General features: G+C 70.1%; 14 protein-coding genes. 5 read left to right on the forward strand and 9 right to left on the reverse strand.

Annotated elements, in window-relative coordinates:
- Positions 1-144: 144 nt before the first annotated feature.
- From ACFYT4_RS01320 to ACFYT4_RS01340, 5 genes are all read right to left on the reverse strand, one after another.
- Positions 145-903, reverse strand: coding sequence for a DUF6928 family protein (locus ACFYT4_RS01320; RefSeq protein ID WP_389264042.1), 759 nt, complete (start codon positions 901-903; stop codon positions 145-147).
- Positions 904-1,478: 575 nt separating this feature from the next.
- Positions 1,479-1,808, reverse strand: coding sequence for a hypothetical protein (locus ACFYT4_RS01325; RefSeq protein ID WP_389264044.1), 330 nt, complete (start codon positions 1,806-1,808; stop codon positions 1,479-1,481).
- 50 nt (positions 1,809-1,858) lie between these two features.
- Positions 1,859-2,203, reverse strand: a complete 345-nt coding sequence (locus tag ACFYT4_RS01330; protein WP_389264046.1) for a hypothetical protein — start codon at positions 2,201-2,203, stop codon at positions 1,859-1,861.
- Positions 2,200-2,508 (reverse strand): hypothetical protein, encoded by a 309-nt coding sequence (locus tag ACFYT4_RS01335; protein WP_389264048.1) that lies wholly within the window; start codon positions 2,506-2,508, stop codon positions 2,200-2,202. The genes ACFYT4_RS01330 and ACFYT4_RS01335 overlap by 4 nt, the downstream gene beginning before the upstream one ends.
- The gene (locus ACFYT4_RS01340) at positions 2,498-3,055 is read right to left on the reverse strand and encodes a bifunctional DNA primase/polymerase (RefSeq protein ID WP_389264254.1); all 558 of its coding nucleotides are present in this window, start codon (positions 3,053-3,055) and stop codon (positions 2,498-2,500) included. Before ACFYT4_RS01340 ends, ACFYT4_RS01335 begins: the two co-directional genes overlap by 11 nt.
- 397 nt (positions 3,056-3,452) lie before the next feature.
- Between ACFYT4_RS01340 and ACFYT4_RS01345 the strand changes: the two genes are divergently transcribed.
- The gene (locus ACFYT4_RS01345) at positions 3,453-4,706 is read left to right on the forward strand and encodes a hypothetical protein (protein WP_389264050.1); all 1,254 of its coding nucleotides are present in this window, start codon (positions 3,453-3,455) and stop codon (positions 4,704-4,706) included.
- Between the two features lie 6 nt (positions 4,707-4,712).
- Here ACFYT4_RS01345 and ACFYT4_RS01350 read toward each other — a convergent pair whose 3' ends face one another.
- On the reverse strand, positions 4,713-5,630 hold the full coding sequence (locus ACFYT4_RS01350; RefSeq protein ID WP_389264052.1) for a phosphotransferase family protein: 918 nt from the start codon (positions 5,628-5,630) through the stop codon (positions 4,713-4,715).
- Between the two features lie 455 nt (positions 5,631-6,085).
- Here ACFYT4_RS01350 and ACFYT4_RS01355 point away from each other — a divergent pair, with 455 nt between their 5' ends.
- On the forward strand, positions 6,086-6,310 hold the full coding sequence (locus ACFYT4_RS01355) for a hypothetical protein (RefSeq protein WP_389264054.1): 225 nt from the start codon (positions 6,086-6,088) through the stop codon (positions 6,308-6,310).
- Positions 6,311-6,533: 223 nt separating this feature from the next.
- Here the strand turns inward: ACFYT4_RS01355 and ACFYT4_RS01360 are convergent, their stop codons facing one another.
- On the reverse strand, positions 6,534-6,971 hold the full coding sequence (locus ACFYT4_RS01360; protein WP_389264056.1) for a nuclear transport factor 2 family protein: 438 nt from the start codon (positions 6,969-6,971) through the stop codon (positions 6,534-6,536).
- 100 nt (positions 6,972-7,071) lie between these two features.
- Here ACFYT4_RS01360 and ACFYT4_RS01365 point away from each other — a divergent pair, with 100 nt between their 5' ends.
- Positions 7,072-7,665, forward strand: coding sequence for a TetR/AcrR family transcriptional regulator (locus ACFYT4_RS01365; protein ID WP_389264058.1), 594 nt, complete (start codon positions 7,072-7,074; stop codon positions 7,663-7,665).
- Between the two features lie 393 nt (positions 7,666-8,058).
- On the opposite strand, the gene ACFYT4_RS01370 is transcribed toward ACFYT4_RS01365, so the two are convergent.
- The gene (locus tag ACFYT4_RS01370; protein ID WP_389264060.1) at positions 8,059-8,928 is read right to left on the reverse strand and encodes a hypothetical protein; all 870 of its coding nucleotides are present in this window, start codon (positions 8,926-8,928) and stop codon (positions 8,059-8,061) included.
- 194 nt (positions 8,929-9,122) lie between these two features.
- On the opposite strand from ACFYT4_RS01370, the gene ACFYT4_RS01375 reads away from it, so the two are divergent.
- Together ACFYT4_RS01375 and ACFYT4_RS01380 are read left to right on the forward strand one after the other, a co-directional pair.
- A complete protein-coding gene (locus tag ACFYT4_RS01375) occupies positions 9,123-10,040 on the forward strand; it encodes an alpha/beta fold hydrolase (protein ID WP_389264062.1) in 918 nt (305 codons plus the stop codon).
- A 284-nt stretch (positions 10,041-10,324) separates the two neighbouring features.
- Entirely contained in the window at positions 10,325-10,699 is a 375-nt protein-coding gene (locus ACFYT4_RS01380; RefSeq protein WP_389264064.1) for a hypothetical protein, read from the forward strand.
- Between the two features lie 589 nt (positions 10,700-11,288).
- Here the strand turns inward: ACFYT4_RS01380 and ACFYT4_RS01385 are convergent.
- On the reverse strand, positions 11,289-15,113 hold the full coding sequence (locus ACFYT4_RS01385; protein ID WP_389264066.1) for a tetratricopeptide repeat protein: 3,825 nt from the start codon (positions 15,111-15,113) through the stop codon (positions 11,289-11,291).
- Positions 15,114-15,352: the final 239 nt, after the last annotated feature.

The raw sequence follows: 15,352 nt of genomic DNA on the forward strand, positions 1-15,352 counted from the left end.
GTGGTGAGTGTCTAACTGCGTGACAACGCCAGCAGACAACGGCAGATAAGCGCGAACGCCCACGAACCGTCGCAGCAGGTGAGAGGCACAACCGCCCAAGGTCAGGCTCCCGCCCGAGTTGCTTCGGGACGAAGAGGTCGTGAGTTATGGGCCGTCGCGCTCTATCAGCGAGCCGTCAGGGCCCAGTGTGTAGAAGCGCGGCGGAGCCATGGTTTCCATGGCTTCCCGAAGCCCCGCTTCCTGTTCGGCACGATCAGGCTCGTGGGGGTCCCGTACGCGGAATCCATACAGCTTGACGGCGTCCGCGTCGACGTCGTCGGGCTCAGGGTGGCCCTCCTGGACGAACCCACAGAGGGCCCGCAATGCGTCTTCGCCTAGGTCCAAGGGGTGGAAGGGAAGGGCATACGGCTCTTCCTCTTCGTCGGGCCAGGGAACGATGTCAGCCGGGCGGTCTCCAGCCCAGTAGGGCAGCTCGAAGGGGAGGGGTTCCCCGATGTTCTCGATGATGCCGTCGTCCGGGGACAGACTCAGGGAGCGAATGAGACGCCCGTCCTCCCACACCGCGAACGCAAGCCAGTCGACCACACTGTGCATGGAGTGCAGGATGAGCCGTCGGCCAGCGCTTGCTGCCACGAGGTGTTCCGGGAGTTGCGAGGGAGCGTCGATCATCACCCTTTGATCACCAATGACCTCCACGCCTGGCCAACTGGCTGCGTACGCCGACCCCGTCCGAGGGTAAACGCCGTCCGAGAGAGCCGAACCCTCACATTCCTCGATCTCCCAGCCCGGGTAGAGCCGACGCATCATGGCGATCGTCTGATCAAGGTCCGCCGTCCCCACCTGCCGCAGCAACCCCGGCACGTCGCCGTCGGCGTACACCAGCAATCCCGTCTTGGCGCCCAAAGCCGCTCCCCAGATCATCGCCCTGTGATGGCGGACACACCATAGTCGGACGCACTGACAACGGAGGGTGCTCAGCCCTCATGCCCGCCAGGGCCGTCCTTGAGCCGTCCGAGGTCCGACCTCAGGGCAGAGGCCTTCGGCCAGACGGGCGACCCTTGCCGTCCGGTTCGGGCTGCGGCGCTGGGGCGCCGGTCCCGACCGGGCGGCTGGGCCGTGCTGGGGGACGAGGGACAAGGGGGGCTGCCGCATCGACGCCTCCTCCTTCTCGGTCCGGCGGATATTGGCACTGGCCCAAGGGGGCGCTCCGGCCCGTTTCCTTCGCTCATCGAGTGCAGGAATGCCAGAGCGCGCGTCTTACTCCGCCTTCGGTGCGCGGTACTTGCGTAACGTGTCTTCGTCGGGGGTGGGTCCGTGGCTGAGCGTTGGTGTGCACTGTGGACAGGCGTACAGGGTTGCTCCGGTCCCGCTGGCGCTGGGGATCCAGCGGACGCTCACCGGGGCGGACGTTTCGCGTCCGCACCCGATGCACGTGGCGGTGAGAACCGTTGGCGGAGGTGAGGTCAGCGAATCGGAGGTCACAGGTCGGCTCCGGTGGCGGGTGCGCCGCAGGGGAGATCGAGTGCTTCCCCTGCATGCACGAGGACCTTGAGTCGCCTTCGCGGCAGCACGGTGCGGAGTTGCAGGGTGTCGTCCAGGAGTGCGTACGGGCGGACGAGCGGGATGTCTTCTCCCCTGAGCGGAAGCGTCCTTTCGATGACATGGGCCGGAGCGGGGGCGGTCCACGGCTTCGTCCATGCCACGGGTGAGGCAGGGGTGGTGAACGCAGGGGTGGCCCGGTGGCGTCCGTAGGCCGGGAGTGCCCATTTGAGGGCGCGCCGGAGGAGTCGGGCAATAGGCTTGGGCATACGTGGGTCAGCTCCCTAGAAGCTGGTCGGCGAGCCCCGGTGGACCGGTCCTACGCGGTCCGCCGGGGCGTCTTGTCGGGTGAGGTGGGAAGGTGCGCGGGCCGGATGCCGGGGCGCGCTGCCTGGTCGGCGATGTCCAGGGCGAGGGCGGTCATCAGGGCCTGTGCGAGGAGTTGGGCGGCTTCGGGGCGTACGGCTCCGAGGCAGACCAGGCCGTCGCCGTCGACGTTCACGTCCGCTTTGAGTCCGGGGAAGTCCGCGTCCAGGCCGAGCGCCTTCAGCCGGTCCGCCAGGGCTCCGGCACTGCTGTGCGCGTGCGACCAGCCCCGTACGTACGCGACCCCGGGCAGGAGGTCTTCGGCGCGCCTCCTGATGACGCCTCTGCGGTCGGTCATCCGTCGCGCTCCTGACCCGGGGTGGCGATGATCGGGGCGGCTTGGCGGGGGCACACGGCATCGACGGGCCATTCGCACGAGAGCGCGCGGTCGAGCAGTGCCGCGAGGCGGTCCGCCGTTTCGGGCGATACGCGGCCCAGTTCGACAAGGCCGTGTCCGAAGGCGTTCATCTGCGCTTGGAGGTACGGGAAGTCCTTCTCCAGTCCGGCGGAGACGAGGACATCCCGCAGGGCCGCTGTCGCATCGCGCGCGGCGTACCAGGACTCACTGTCGGCAGGCGACCAGCGTGCGGAGTCATCCTGCATCGGGCCGTGCTTCCGCCAGCTCCTCGCGGGCCGCCGCTTCGTGCGTCGGGTACTGCTCGCCGTACCGGTTGATCCGCTCGATCAGCCTGGCGGCGGCGACGAGCATCACGGCCAGGGCCACGACCCGTAGCGGGGAAGCCTCCGGACGGTGCGCCGGAGCCGCGAGCCACTGATAACGGTCTCCGGCCAGGGGCAGCGGTCCGGGTGCCACGACGCAGGATCCGGCGCCCAGGTACTTGAAGGCCGGTACGGGACCGTTCTCGGTCTCCCTGTCGAGAACGCGTTCGAAGCGCTGCCGGGACCCCGGGGCGAGGAAGAACCCGACCTGTCTGGCCCCCATGTCCGCCATGGCCGGGCCGAGCGGCATCTCACGCCGCCTGAGCTGATCGAAGACCTCCATCCCCGTCCGCTGGTCGACCGCCACCACATCGAAGTGGCGCCCGGTCGAGAAGGTGTGAGGCGCCCGGGGGTCGTCCTTCCACCGGGCCCGGCAGGTCGCCGGATCATCGGCGGCGGCGGACAGCCACTCGATGCCGCGTCTCGTCATCGTCTGCACGTCGTTTCACCTCGGTCGGTCGTACGGCGACCGGTTGGGCCGTCGTACGACCAGCCTTGCGACGAAGGACCAGGTCAGGGCAGATGACGACAGGTGACGAGGGGTGACGAGCAACCGCCGGCCCGGCACCGCTCGTCACCCCCACATCGAGGGAATGTCGCCAGGCGGGTGGGAAGGGAATGCCCCAACTCCCCCTGCTTCATGGGACGGTAAAGACCCCTGTCAGGAACTCCAGCCGGGGGAGGCGGAGACCACGACCAGTACACAGCGGATCAGCGCGGTACTGCTCAACGCGCGAACCACCAAGGGTTGGAGTCAGCCACGGCTCATCCGGGAACTGCGGAACGTAGCCGCCCGGCGGGGGCAGACCCTGCCGTCCGACGCCAGCGTGAAGCGCCGGATCGCGAGCTGGGAGAACGGCCACGGCGTCCCGGACGACTTCTACAGCCCGCTTCTGTGCGAGGCACTGGGACTCGACCCAGCCGAACTCGGGCTCACCCACCCGGCAGCAGCACCGGACGCCTCCCTTCTGGACGCGGGTTACCCCGACACTCCAGAAGCCGCCTTCACCGCCGTCGACCGGTTATGGCGCGCCGACCTCGACGGCTACGAACCCCTGCTCACATCGGAGCCATCGGAACCCGCGTGGAACGAAGCCTCGCTCCGCTGGCTCGTCGCCCCCGAAGGAGCCTTCCCCGCCGAGCCGGGTGGCGACAGCCCACGGGTCGGGCTCGCGGACGTAGCAATGATCAAGTCAACGGCGGACATGTTCGCCCAGCTCGACGACCGGTTCGGCGGAGATCACGCAAGGCAGAGCCTGATCCAGTACCTCAGTCGCGATGTCGCCCCGCTGCTGTCCGGCCGGTACACCCAGGCCATAGGCCGCGCCCTCTTCTCGACCGTCGCCGAGGCCACGCTCCTCGCCGGATGGATGTCGTACGACGCCTGCCATCACGGCCTCGCCCAGCGGTACTTCGTTCAAGCCCTCAGGCTCGCGCAGGACGGTGAGGACAAGCGGCTTGCCGGGAGCATCCTCTCCGCCATGAGCCATCAGGCCACCTTCCTCGGCCGCTTCACGCAAGCGGCCACCCTCGCCCGCGCCGCCCGCATGGGCATCACCAGCGTGGCGACCCCGACGCTCCTCGCCCAGTTCCACGCCATGGAGGCCCGCGCCCTCGCCCGTACCGACGACACCTGCGCCTGCGAAGTCGCTCTCGCGGATGCGACCCGCGCACTGGAGGGGCGGAACAGCGACGACGAACCGGAGTGGATCACCTATTTCGACGAGGTCGAACTCGCCGCCGAGGCCGCCCACTGCTTCCGCGATACGAGCAGTGCCCGCCAGGCCGTCACCCACGGGGAGAACGCCATGAGCGGCAGCCATGTACGGAGTGACTTCTTCGCCACCATGGTTCTCGCCGACGCCCATATGCACGCCGGAGACCCGGAGGAAGCCTGCCGAGTCGCGGCGGACGCCCTCGATCTCGGCGAGCAACTGAAGTCGGCCCGGTGCGTCAGCTATCTCGCCGAGTTCCGCCGCAACCTCGCACGGGCGTCGCAGACAGCCGCCGTACGCGACTTCCACGAGCAGGCAGCGGAACACCGCCTCTGGCTCGCGACGGAGCAGCACACCACCGCCTGAAGCCCGTCAGACGGGCCGCCAGTCCTTCCGGCTGCCACCCGTCCTGAGTGCCCGGACCCGGCGCGCGAACTCCTCGGCCGACCGGGGATCAGTGGACACCTGATGCCCCAGCCACAGCGTCATCTTCAGCTCGCGGAGATCGGCGAGGACCGGGTATCCCGGCCAGTTCATCAGGTCGAAGCCGTAGTACCGGACGAACGACTCGTACTCGGTCCGGGTATGCCAGCCGAACCGCTCGTAGTAGAGCGAGGTCAGCACGAGATCCCACTCCCGCTGTCCCAGCGAGAAGTCGTCGAGGTCGATCAGCAGGGGCTTGCCGTGCCGGTCCCGGATCGAGTTGCCGACATTGGAGTCCCCGTGGATCATCCCGAAGTCGAGGACCCAGTCCAGACGGTCGTACTCCTTCTGGATCCGCCCGGCCCGCTCGTCCAAGAACGCGAGATCGTCCTCGCCGACACTTCCTGACAGGTCCCGCAGGGAGCCCCACATCTCACCGAACGGGTCGTAGTACGGCAGCCCCAGCGAATCCGGCTCCTCCAGCCAGTGAAGCCGCCGCAGCATGTCGCCCAGCTCCCCGAGCCCCGCGTACTCCGTCCCGTCCTGAGCACTCACCCAGAACGTCACCACCCGCCCTTCCACGACGAGCGGCTGTTCCACCCCGGGCAGCACACGAGTCGCGGGAAAGCTCTCCACCTCCAGCCACCGGGCCACACGTACCGCCCGCTCCATATCGGGCAGCGCATCCCGGGCCCGCGCGATCCGCACAATCACCGGCGAAGCCCCCAGCCGGTACACAGCGTTTGACCCCAACCGCAGCAACTCCGCACCCGTCGACTCCACCCCGGCCACCCGGCACGCCTGCGCGAGTACAGCCCCCGCCGCTTCCGCCGTGAACCCGCTTCCGCCCTCAGCGCCCGAAGTCATACACCGAAGCTACAGGCAGCCAGAATCACCCGGTAGGCAACACCGTTCTGACATCCACAGCTGACATCAACGACCGTGAACCGGCTCGGTCTCAGGCGTCCGGGAGCGGACTCAGGAGTGGGCGGCGCCCCTGTACGCCGGGCATCCGGACGAACTTACAAAGCAGATGTCGGCGGTTCGAAACCGTCCGCGCCCACCACGGTTGACCAGTAGCGGAGCCCCCTACCAAGATCGGTAGGGGGCTCCGCTGTGATCGTGTAGGAGATTTTTAGGAGATCAACTCCGGCAAGGACTATCCGGCCCCATCGGGCCCGGCCGCCTGGCCGCGCCTCCAGCGCTCCTCCAGGCGGTCCAACCGGTGCCGCCGCATCTCCGGCGTCACATGCTCGTACACGCCCTCAACGTTTGGGTAAGCGCATGATGATGGGGCCGTCCAGGAAGGGAGTGAAGTACCCGTGAATCACAGCCCTGAGAAGACCGCTCAGAACCGTGCGATCTCCGCGTTCCGGCGCCAGTGGATCCTCGATCACCACGGTGCCGAACCCGAGGACGACGACGTGCCGCCCGCCGAGCAGTGGGCGTACATCCAGGAGACGCGCCGCCTGTCCGGGCTGGACCCGGATACCGGATACCCGCTCGGCGAGGAACGGCAGGTCCGCCGCCGACGCTCGCAGTCCTGACCCGCAACGCCTGAACCAGGCCGGTACCGCTCCCGGTGCGAGCCTTTCCTATGCCCGGACGCAGTGTTCGGGCGGACCCTGCGATGGGAGACAGGATGAGCACACCCCTCGAAACCACCCCCGCGGTTCCGGCCGCTTGAGCTCTTCCGTTCTCGTGGTCGTGGCAACGCTCCAGCTCAGGGAAGGCGGGGCGGAAGCCGAAAACACAGGTGGCGCGAGAATGTCAGTGCCCGTCCGCGAGCGCTCGGGCAATGGCTGCGACGTCCTGGTATTCGCGCCAGTGCACGACGCGACCGTCCCGGACCCGGAGCACCAGAACGAATGAGGCGGTCGCGCTGCGGCCGGTCGTGGTGACCCTTCCCGCCACCTCGTATTCAGCGACGATCACCTCGGGGTCGGCAGTCTGATGGACGGTGACGCCGCGGAAGTCGTCGAACCGAACGGGTAGAGCACTCCTGCCCGCTGCCGTGAACGCAGCGACCTCCTCGCGGCCGACGATCCGGTCGGGCGTTCCCGGTGGGGCAAACGGCAGACCCACGATGACGTCATCGGCACAGAGGTCTTCACTGAGGCCAACCGCCCCGGCAAGGACGTTCTCGCGGAAGCGCTCGAACACCTGCAGCGGGCTCAGTGCCGGCGGGACACTGGCGGACTCGGGCATGGCGATCCCCTTCGACAGCGCGTCGAATAACCTGAGTGGTGACTCAGGATAGAAAACATGAGTCACCACTCAGGTTGTCAACGAGAGGGCCGACGCCGCCATGACGCACCCCCGCTCACCCGCGGACCCAGAACGCAGGCCGCTGCGCGCTGACGCGCAGCGCAATCGGGCCCGCATCCTCGCCGCCGCCGAGTCGGTGTTCGCGGAGAAGGGTCCGTCCGCTTCCACGGAAGGGGTCGCGGCTCGCGCCGGAGTGGCGATCGGCACCGTCTTCCGGCACTTCCCGACCAAGAACGACCTGCTCACGGCCATCATGAAGAACCTCCAGCAGCGGCTGACCGATCAGGCGGACACGCTGATCGCCGACGGAGACCCGGCCACCGCCCTGTTCACCTTCTTCACCTCCCTGGTCGAGCGGGCAGCGGCGACCAGGACCGTTGTCGATCTGCTGGCGCAGACGGGCACCGAGGTCCGGCCCGACGAGCCGATCCAGGACCTGGAACAGGCCCTCCGAGCACTCCTCTTCCAAGCCCAACGAGCCGACGCCATCCGTCCGGACATTGACGTCACCGACGTCGTCGCACTGGCCACCGCGGCTTGCCACGGCGCTCTCAGCGGCGGCTGGGACGAAGACCTCCGGCACCGGACACTGGCGATCATGTTCGCCGGAATGCGCACCACGCCGGACGCCTGAGGCAACTGGCACAGTCCGCCCACGTCGCGCCTCAAGATGCCCGGACTTACCTGGGACAGAACGAGGGAGTACGTCCCGGACGGCTGTGAGCACCGCAGGTCAGCGAACCAGCGGACCTTCGGTGCGCGCCGGGGGTGCTTCTGTCTGTCCTGACGGGGGCTGATGCCGGTTCGGGATCGTGGTGGGGTTCGTTCCGGCCGGAACCGATGTCTCTGTGATGCCGGTGAGCTCGCAGGTCGGCGTGGTGCTGGGAGCCGTTTACGGGAACCGTGGAGTGGTTGCTGCGGAATACGTGCGCCAGAATTCTCCCCGGCCCGTGGCCGAGCCATGTGACGCCTGGCCACGGTCATCCATCCTCAGCACCCAGTGAACGACCGCGCCCTGCCGCCACCGTCACAGCCCGCCCCGGCCCATGGGAGTGAAAGCCGTCAGGAGGGTGTTCACACGGATACGCAGGTCGGGCGCCCGGGCACCGGTCACCGTGGCGGACAGAGTGTCGGTTTCCGCGGTGGTCGCCAGGTGGATCGTCAGGGAGTGCAGCGCGCCGGAGACGGTACGGGAGTAGGTGCGCTCGCTGGCGCCGGAGTCGGCCGGGGTCAGGGCGAGGGCCGCGGCGGTGAGGGCGGAATCGTCCGGCTCGTCGCCCGTGTACCAGGTCACCAGCTCGATGAAGTCGTCGAGGTGCCGGCGCCGTATCCGGCCGGTGAGTTCGTCGCGTACGGAGGAGGGCGCGGAACTCGGCGAGGGATCCGTGGAGGGCTCCGCCGGGGAGTCCGCGTCCAGACAGGCGGACACGGCGCGCGCGTCGTCGAAGCGGAGGCGTAGATCCGCCCAGAGGTCGAGGCGATCGCAGGCGGAACGCGGGTGGTAGGCGGCGGTGGGCAGCCGGGGGATGAGCTTGCGACCGGTCGGGTCGAGCCGGTACGGGGTCTCGAACGCACCGTTCCAGCTGCCGATTTCGGGGGAGTACGCCTCCTCCGCCTCCTCGGCACCGGTGTCCAGATGGGCGGCGATCTCCTCCCAGGAACTGCCGCGTTCCCGCTCGTACACCACGGCCTGGGCCAGCAGTCGTTCCGCGAACCGGGTCAACGCGGCCGCCTCGCTCACCCGGCCGCCGGGACCGGTGTACGGGTCGTACCGGGTGACCACCAGTGCGGCCGCCGCGTCGGCGAGGCCCGCGGCGCGGTCGGAGAGGACGAGCCGGGCCAGGGCCCGGCGGGAGTAGGCAGCGCGGTCGTCGTCGTAGGGCGTCGTGTCTCTCACGGAACACAGGTTCCCCGCGGACACGGGGGTCGCGCACCGGAATTCCGGGGTCGGGCGGCGGAATCACGGGTGCGGGCGGGCACGCCGGGCGGGGGAACCGCCGCCGCGGCAGGTGACCGGGGGCGTCGGGGCGTCGTTGGTAGCGCGCGGGGGGCAATCGCTCCCCCGAACCCCCCTCACGTCTGGGATCGCGTATGTCTGTCGAGTACATTCACCGGACCTCCTACCAGGGCTTCGGCTTCGCCTGCCGGGTGGTGGAGAACCCGCGTCCGCGCACCGAGCCGATCGTGGTGCTGGGCGGTGCGTACCAGAACATGCACTCCAACCGCCGCTCGGAGAAGCCGTGGGCGGCGGCCGGGACGCTGGTGAACGTCGAACTCCCCGGGCAGGGCACGGCCGATGACCTGCCGGGCGAGTACGGCTTCGACTTCATGGGCGACGCCCTCGGCCACCTGCTGGACGAACTCGGCATCCCCCGCGTCAACATCATCGCCGTGTCGTACGGCACCGCCATCGCCTACCGCTACACCCACCGCAATCCCGGTCGTGTGGCCCGGCTCGCGCTGCTGGGATCGACTCCGTTTCTGACGGACGAGGTGCGAGGGGCCGTGGAGAGTGTCAGCGGCCTGATGTACACCGGGCGTGCGGCGGAATTCGCCCGGCTGGCCCCGCAGTTGCTGGCCTGTGCCGAGCCGGCCTGTCTGCGCGAGAACCCCAACAACGCGGCCGAGGTGCTGCGCAGGGTGCTGTCCTCGGCCGGACCGCAGGACATCAGGCGCTTCGCGGCGGCCAATGAACGGCTGCTGCGCCATCCCTTCGACCACCCCGACGGCATCCGGGGGGTGCGGACGCTGTGTGTCAGCGGTGAGCACGACCTGCTGTGCCCGCCCGAACAGGCCCGTGTGCTGGCGGCGACCGTCCCCGGCGCGGTGTTCGCCGAGATGAAGTCCGTGGGGCATGTGATGCACCTGGAACGCCCCCGGGACTTCAGCGACGTCCTCGCCCGCTTCATGACCGACCTCACCCTGGACGGCCACCGCAGCCTCGGCCCTCTGGAGCGTACGCCGGTCACCGCCGACGCCCCCGGTCTGGTGGGCTCGGCGGTCCGCTGAGAGGGCGCCAGGGGGAAGCTCACCGAGAGCCTCTGAGAAGCCTGCGGAGAGGTCCACGGAGGTCCGGGTCCCTGGGGAAGCCCGTGGCGACGTCCCCCGGGCGGGGCCATGGAACGGCCCGCCGAGCGGGACCGCCGGACGGTCGGCCGAGTTTTGACGATTTCCTGTCGGGGGCGGGTGTCGGCGGGCATTCTGTAGAGCCTTCGGGAACTACCTGACTCCGACTTTGTTGCTCCGTGGGGGGATGCTTCATGTCCGGAACGCAACGTGGTGCTCTGGGACGGATGGTGAGAGCACTCAGTCTGGCGACGCTGGCGGTCGTCTACGCCGGGAGCCTGTTCATCACCTACCGCCAACTCCATGCCAAACCGGTGCTCGAAGGGATCATCGGGGCCCCCGACTGGACCCGTGCGGTCCTGGTCATGGGGCTGATCGTCGGCGGCGGCCTCGGCACGGCGGCGGCGATCGTGGACGATCGGGCGGAGCTGTCGTCCTGGATTCTGACGGTCGTGGGGGTGCTGTCAGCGCTCGCGTGGAGTCTGTGGGCGTCGGGCAGCACGGGCGAGGACGGCGTGAACATGCTGTTCGCGGCGGCGGCGCCGTTGATCAGCCTGCTGGTGTGGGCCGAACTGATGAGGCAGTTCCGCAACCAGCCGTAGCACCGGGTCACTTGGCGGTCGGTCGGTTCCGGCCATTCTCCGGGGACGGGCTCCGGAGCCGGTGGTGTGCCGGGCGTTCGGCCGGGCGCCCGGGGCGGAGACTGCGGACGCGGTGCAAGGCGGTCTCCGGAAGCCGCAGCTGCCGGTGGGCAGGACGGTGTCCTCGGACGATTCGCCGCCGGTGAGGCAGAGCGCGGAGTCCCGGTGCCGGCGGAGCCGCCGTGGCGCGGGCGCATCAACTCGATGCGGCCGCCGCCTGCCTGCCGTCGCTCGTCGCCCGACGGCAACGCCCGCGTCCGCGCCCCGATGGCGACCCGGCCCGGCGAACACCCACCCGCAGGCGGCCTGACCTGCCCCGCCCGCGCCACACCACCACCGGCCGTTTCGGAACACCGGGTCACCGGCAAGCGCCCTAGGGCGTGTATCGAAAGTAGCGTCGTCCGCCCGGAGGGCGGGGCCTGCGGCGTCCGGTGCGTGCAATCGCAAGGCGGAGGGTCGCCCTCGTACTGGACGTACTTGGGCGATTCCGACAACGCAGCGAGTGTGCGTGCTGGGCGTCACAGGCCAGGCGGGACTTTCGATACACGCCCTAGCCCCGGGACACCAGCGAGTCGCGGAGCTTCACGGCGGCCTCCAGCTCCGGCGCGTACCGGCCCGGGTTCGCCCCGGCCAGTTCCCGGTACAGCGTCACCGCCTCCTCGGCAGGCTCCCCGGCCTCGGCGCGGCGGCCGGCCGCGACCAGCATCGTGGCCTGCCGGTAGGCGCTCTGCGCGAGGAGCCGCCGGTAGGCCGGGTCCGTGGCGGCCAGCCCCCGGTAGATGCCGCGTGCTTCGCCCCAGGCATCGGCGCCCTCGCCCGGCCGGCCCGCGGCCCGGAGACAGGTGGCGAGGTTCCCCAGCGCCCAGGCCAGGTCGGGCCGGCCGGCCAGCTCGCGGTAGTCCGCCACCGCCTCGCGCACGGCCTGCACCGCGTCGGAGGCCCGCCCCGCGTGGAGCAGATAACTGCCCAGAATCACCAGCAACTTCGCCAGCTCGCCCCGGAAGGCGGGCTTCTCCGCGGCCAGGGCCCGATAGGCCGCGACGGCCTCCTCCTGTGTCTCCACCGCGTCCGTGAACCGGCGTGCCTGGTCGTAGACCGCCGCGAGGTTGCCCAGCGCCCAGGCGACCTGTGCCGCGTCCCGTGCCCTGCGGTACTCGGCCACTCCCTGCCGGCCCGCCTCGATCGCCTCGTCGGGCCGCTCGGCTCTCATCAGGTACGTCCCGAGGACCACCAGGGTCTGAGCGAGGCTCCGCCGGTACCGCTCGGACAACTCGGTGAGCTGCTGGTACGCGGCGCGGGCCTGCTGCTGGACCGCGACGGCCTCGGTGTGCCGTCCGGCGGCCGTCAGGTCCGCGGCGCGGATCCGGAAGGCGTCGGCCAGCAGGTCCATCCCCCGGATCTCGGCCGGCGCCGGCTCGTGGTCCGCGGTACGCCACAGGTATCCAGCGGGCCGGCCGGATACCGTACGGGCGTACAGCTTGCCGTTGGACGGGCGGAACACCGCAAGCTCCGCCTTGCCGTCGCCGTCGTAGTCGGCGGGCACCGGGATGTCCCCCGGCAGGCCCCAGGCCGCGGTGACGGCCGGGCCGCCCGAGGCCGGTTCGATGCGCCAGGTCCCGTCGGCGGGCTGCCAGAGGGCCGCGTCGGGCCTGCCGTCGCCGTCGAAGTCGGCCCGCAGCGCCATGGGCTCGGCCACCGGCTGCGCGGGCGTCGATTCCACCGGCCGGTAGAACCAGCACGGGACGGTGAGGAACAACTCCGTCAGCCCGCTCAGGTCGAGCGCGCCCTGCTCTGCGGACAGCTTTTCGACGGTGACCCGCCAGGTCGCCACCGGGCTCCGGCCCCAGAAGGCCGGCTGGGCGCGGGGCGGGTCCTGCTGCTCGCGGCCGAAGGTGGCCGGGACCGTGCTCGTCCGGGCCGGCGCGAACAGCTTGACCGGTGTCGTGTGGTCTTCGTGCCGTTTGTTGTCCGCCCGGCCGGAGTGCTCCAGGAGCAGGGAAACGGTCGGGGTCCGGGCGGTGGCGCCGACCAGGCCGATGCGCACGTAGTCCACCTTCAGTTCGGTCCACTTCTCCGGGAAGCCGGACCATTCGAGGGTGAACGTGGCCGTTCGGCCCGCGCGCAGGGCGTCCAGCACCTCGGCCGCCTTGACGCTGATGTAGCGCACGTCGTAGTCGAGGTGGAGTCGGGTGTACTCCTCGTGCTTCCGGGCGAGATCGGCCAGTTCGGGAATCCGGGCCCAGGACTGCTCGTAGCCGCTCAGCAGCGCGGCCACCGGGGCGTCCCGGTCCTGGTCGCCGCGGGTGACCGGCTGGTAGGTGTTCGCGATGACGTCCGGGTGCAGGCGGCCGATGTCGAAGCCGAAGGCGGCGTCCGGCTCCCGGAACATCCACAGGTTCAGCGCCCGGTGGGCGTAGAAGGAGTACGTGATCAGTACGTCGACGTAGCTCTGGGTCTGCTTGATCAGGGTTCGCGCGGTCCGGCCGAGCGTGCCGATGTCACCGGCCCAGTCCTCGCCGAGGTTCTCCAGATCCCGGATGTCCGCCTTGTTGGAGGCGATACGGATGTCCGCGGCCGCCTTGAGCAGCGTGGCCCGCTGGACCTCCAGCTTCTGGAGCGCCGCCTCCCTGGTCAGTTCGACCTGTTTGATGATCAGCGCCTTCGCCTTGTTCTCCAGTTCGCCGTCGACCTTGGACGCGAAGAGCTCGAAGACCGTGCGGGTGGCGTCGATGGCGGTCCCGGTCTGCGCGGCGAGCCCCTTCAGCGCGACGACCCGCTCCTTCATCCGGGCGTCGATCTTCGGGTTGTCCGGATCGGTCTTGTCCGTCCACCAGTCGTCGGGGAAGGTGCCGTCCGCGGTGTACCGCCCGGTCGTCGCGGAGAACTGCGACATCGACGACGTGGAGGCCGCCAGCATGCCGGCCAGGGCCAGGGACGCCACGATGGTCACGCCCCCGGAGGCGACCGCGGCGGCCACCTGGGCGGCGGCGATGGCGACGTTGACCACCAGGCCGAGGTCGTTGCCGGGCGGGAACTCCATACGTTTGTGGGCGATCTGCTCCTGGATGGCGGAGAACTCCGCCTGGGCCTCCCCGATCTGCAGCAGGATCACCCTTGCCCGGCCGTAGGCGGCCTTCAGCGCCGTCTCGGCGGCCTCGGCTTCGAGTGCGAGCGCGGCCCCCATCCGGGCCAGCCTCGCCACGTCCGCGTCCAGTCTCTCCTTCGCCTGTTCCGCGATCAGCGTGGTCGTCAGCAGGTTCGCCGCGTTGGTGAGCAGTTGCAGCACGGCGGTCTGGTAGTTGATCACCAGTCCTTCGAACCGGGGGAAGTCGGGGAGGATGTCGAGGTCGTAGGGGTGCCCGACGGGGGCCAGCCCGGCGGACAGGTAACGGGAGAGCCGGGACGCCTCCTCGTGATCGGGCGACAGGACGAGCGCGCGGCCGAACTCGTGGTCGGCCGTGTCCCGGTGGCCCTTGCGCTGCGGGTCGCCCGGGTAGTGGACGCGGAAGAAGTACTCACCGACGGTGGTGCGGTAGTCCGCCCACTCCCGTGCGCGGGCGCCGAGGCGGGTGCGGACCAGGGCCCACCAGTCGTCGGCGGTGAACGTGAGGAGCGTGAAGTCGACGGAGTCGCCCGGTGCGGGGCCAAGGGCGCCGGACGGGCCGTCGGGGCCGCCCGGTTCGCCGGCCCCGCCGTACCGGCCGCCCCGGCCGCCGGGGCCGGCTCCGCCCGCCGCGCCGCCGGCGGCGTCGAAGGAGAGACCGGAGTGGGTGACCGTCTCCACCCGCAGACGCGCCGCCGGGCCGCCGACCGCTCCGTTGCCGCCTGGACCGCCCGGGCCGCCCGGGCCCGGGTCCCCCCAGGGGACGTCCGGCTTGTTGGGCTTGGGCCGCGGTTTGTGGCCGTTCCCGCCGGTGCCGCCGGTGCCCCCGGCGCCGCCCGGACCGCCACGGGCGATCAGCCGCAGGCCGGTGAGGTTCTGGGCGACCACCGTGATGTCCGAGGCGGGCCCGCCGGGCTGCCCGTTCCCGCCGGGGCCGCCCGGCCCGCCGGCCCGGCCCGACTGCCCCTGGCCCGGCTTTCCGGCCATGCCGCTCGGTCCGTCCGCTCCGGGCCGGCCGCTGGAGTCCACGCCGCCGCCGTTGCCCCGGTAGGTCTCGGCGACCAGGAGCAGCGGATGCCCGGTCAGGCCGGTGAGCACATAGCCGTCGTCGTGGACGATCTCGCGGGCGACGAGCGCCAGGCGGGCGGTGGGCGAGATCTCGTAATGGTCGAGTTCTTTCTGGATTTCCGCCCGCAGCGCGTCGTTGACCCGAATGGTGTCGCGGATGCAGATCCAGTCGACCGGGATCTCTCCCCCGGTGGGTGTCGTCATGGTGCGGTCACCCTCATCCTCATCGCCGAGTCCGGTGATCAATCATCGGGGCCCGACATCCCGCGAATGCCATGTCATTGCGTAATCACCACGTATCGACCGTGAAATCCACCACTTAGCTCACATGTCCGGTATCCACTCAGTCGTATGGATACCGGCGGCTGCCCGAGGCCCCGTCGCAGGGGAGGACCGCGGCATGGGCCGGCAGTACGAACGGGCAGCCTTGTGCCGGCGCCGTA

The sequence above is a fragment of the Streptomyces sp. NPDC004609 genome (assembly GCF_042873655.1).
Taxonomy (GTDB): domain Bacteria; phylum Actinomycetota; class Actinomycetes; order Streptomycetales; family Streptomycetaceae; genus Streptomyces.

Coding starts and splice junctions, on each gene's coding strand:
- ACFYT4_RS01325 (WP_389264044.1), bottom strand. CDS start 1,808: ATGCCCAAGCCTATTGCCCGACTCCTCCGGCGCGCCCTCAAATGGGCA.
- ACFYT4_RS01330 (WP_389264046.1), bottom strand. CDS start 2,203: ATGACCGACCGCAGAGGCGTCATCAGGAGGCGCGCCGAAGACCTCCTG.
- ACFYT4_RS01335 (WP_389264048.1), bottom strand. CDS start 2,508: ATGCAGGATGACTCCGCACGCTGGTCGCCTGCCGACAGTGAGTCCTGG.
- ACFYT4_RS01340 (WP_389264254.1), bottom strand. CDS start 3,055: ATGACGAGACGCGGCATCGAGTGGCTGTCCGCCGCCGCCGATGATCCG.
- ACFYT4_RS01350 (WP_389264052.1), bottom strand. CDS start 5,630: ATGACTTCGGGCGCTGAGGGCGGAAGCGGGTTCACGGCGGAAGCGGCG.
- ACFYT4_RS01360 (WP_389264056.1), bottom strand. CDS start 6,971: ATGCCCGAGTCCGCCAGTGTCCCGCCGGCACTGAGCCCGCTGCAGGTG.
- ACFYT4_RS01365 (WP_389264058.1), top strand. CDS start 7,072: ATGACGCACCCCCGCTCACCCGCGGACCCAGAACGCAGGCCGCTGCGC.
- ACFYT4_RS01375 (WP_389264062.1), top strand. CDS start 9,123: ATGTCTGTCGAGTACATTCACCGGACCTCCTACCAGGGCTTCGGCTTC.
- ACFYT4_RS01380 (WP_389264064.1), top strand. CDS start 10,325: ATGGTGAGAGCACTCAGTCTGGCGACGCTGGCGGTCGTCTACGCCGGG.
- ACFYT4_RS01385 (WP_389264066.1), bottom strand. CDS start 15,113: ATGACGACACCCACCGGGGGAGAGATCCCGGTCGACTGGATCTGCATC.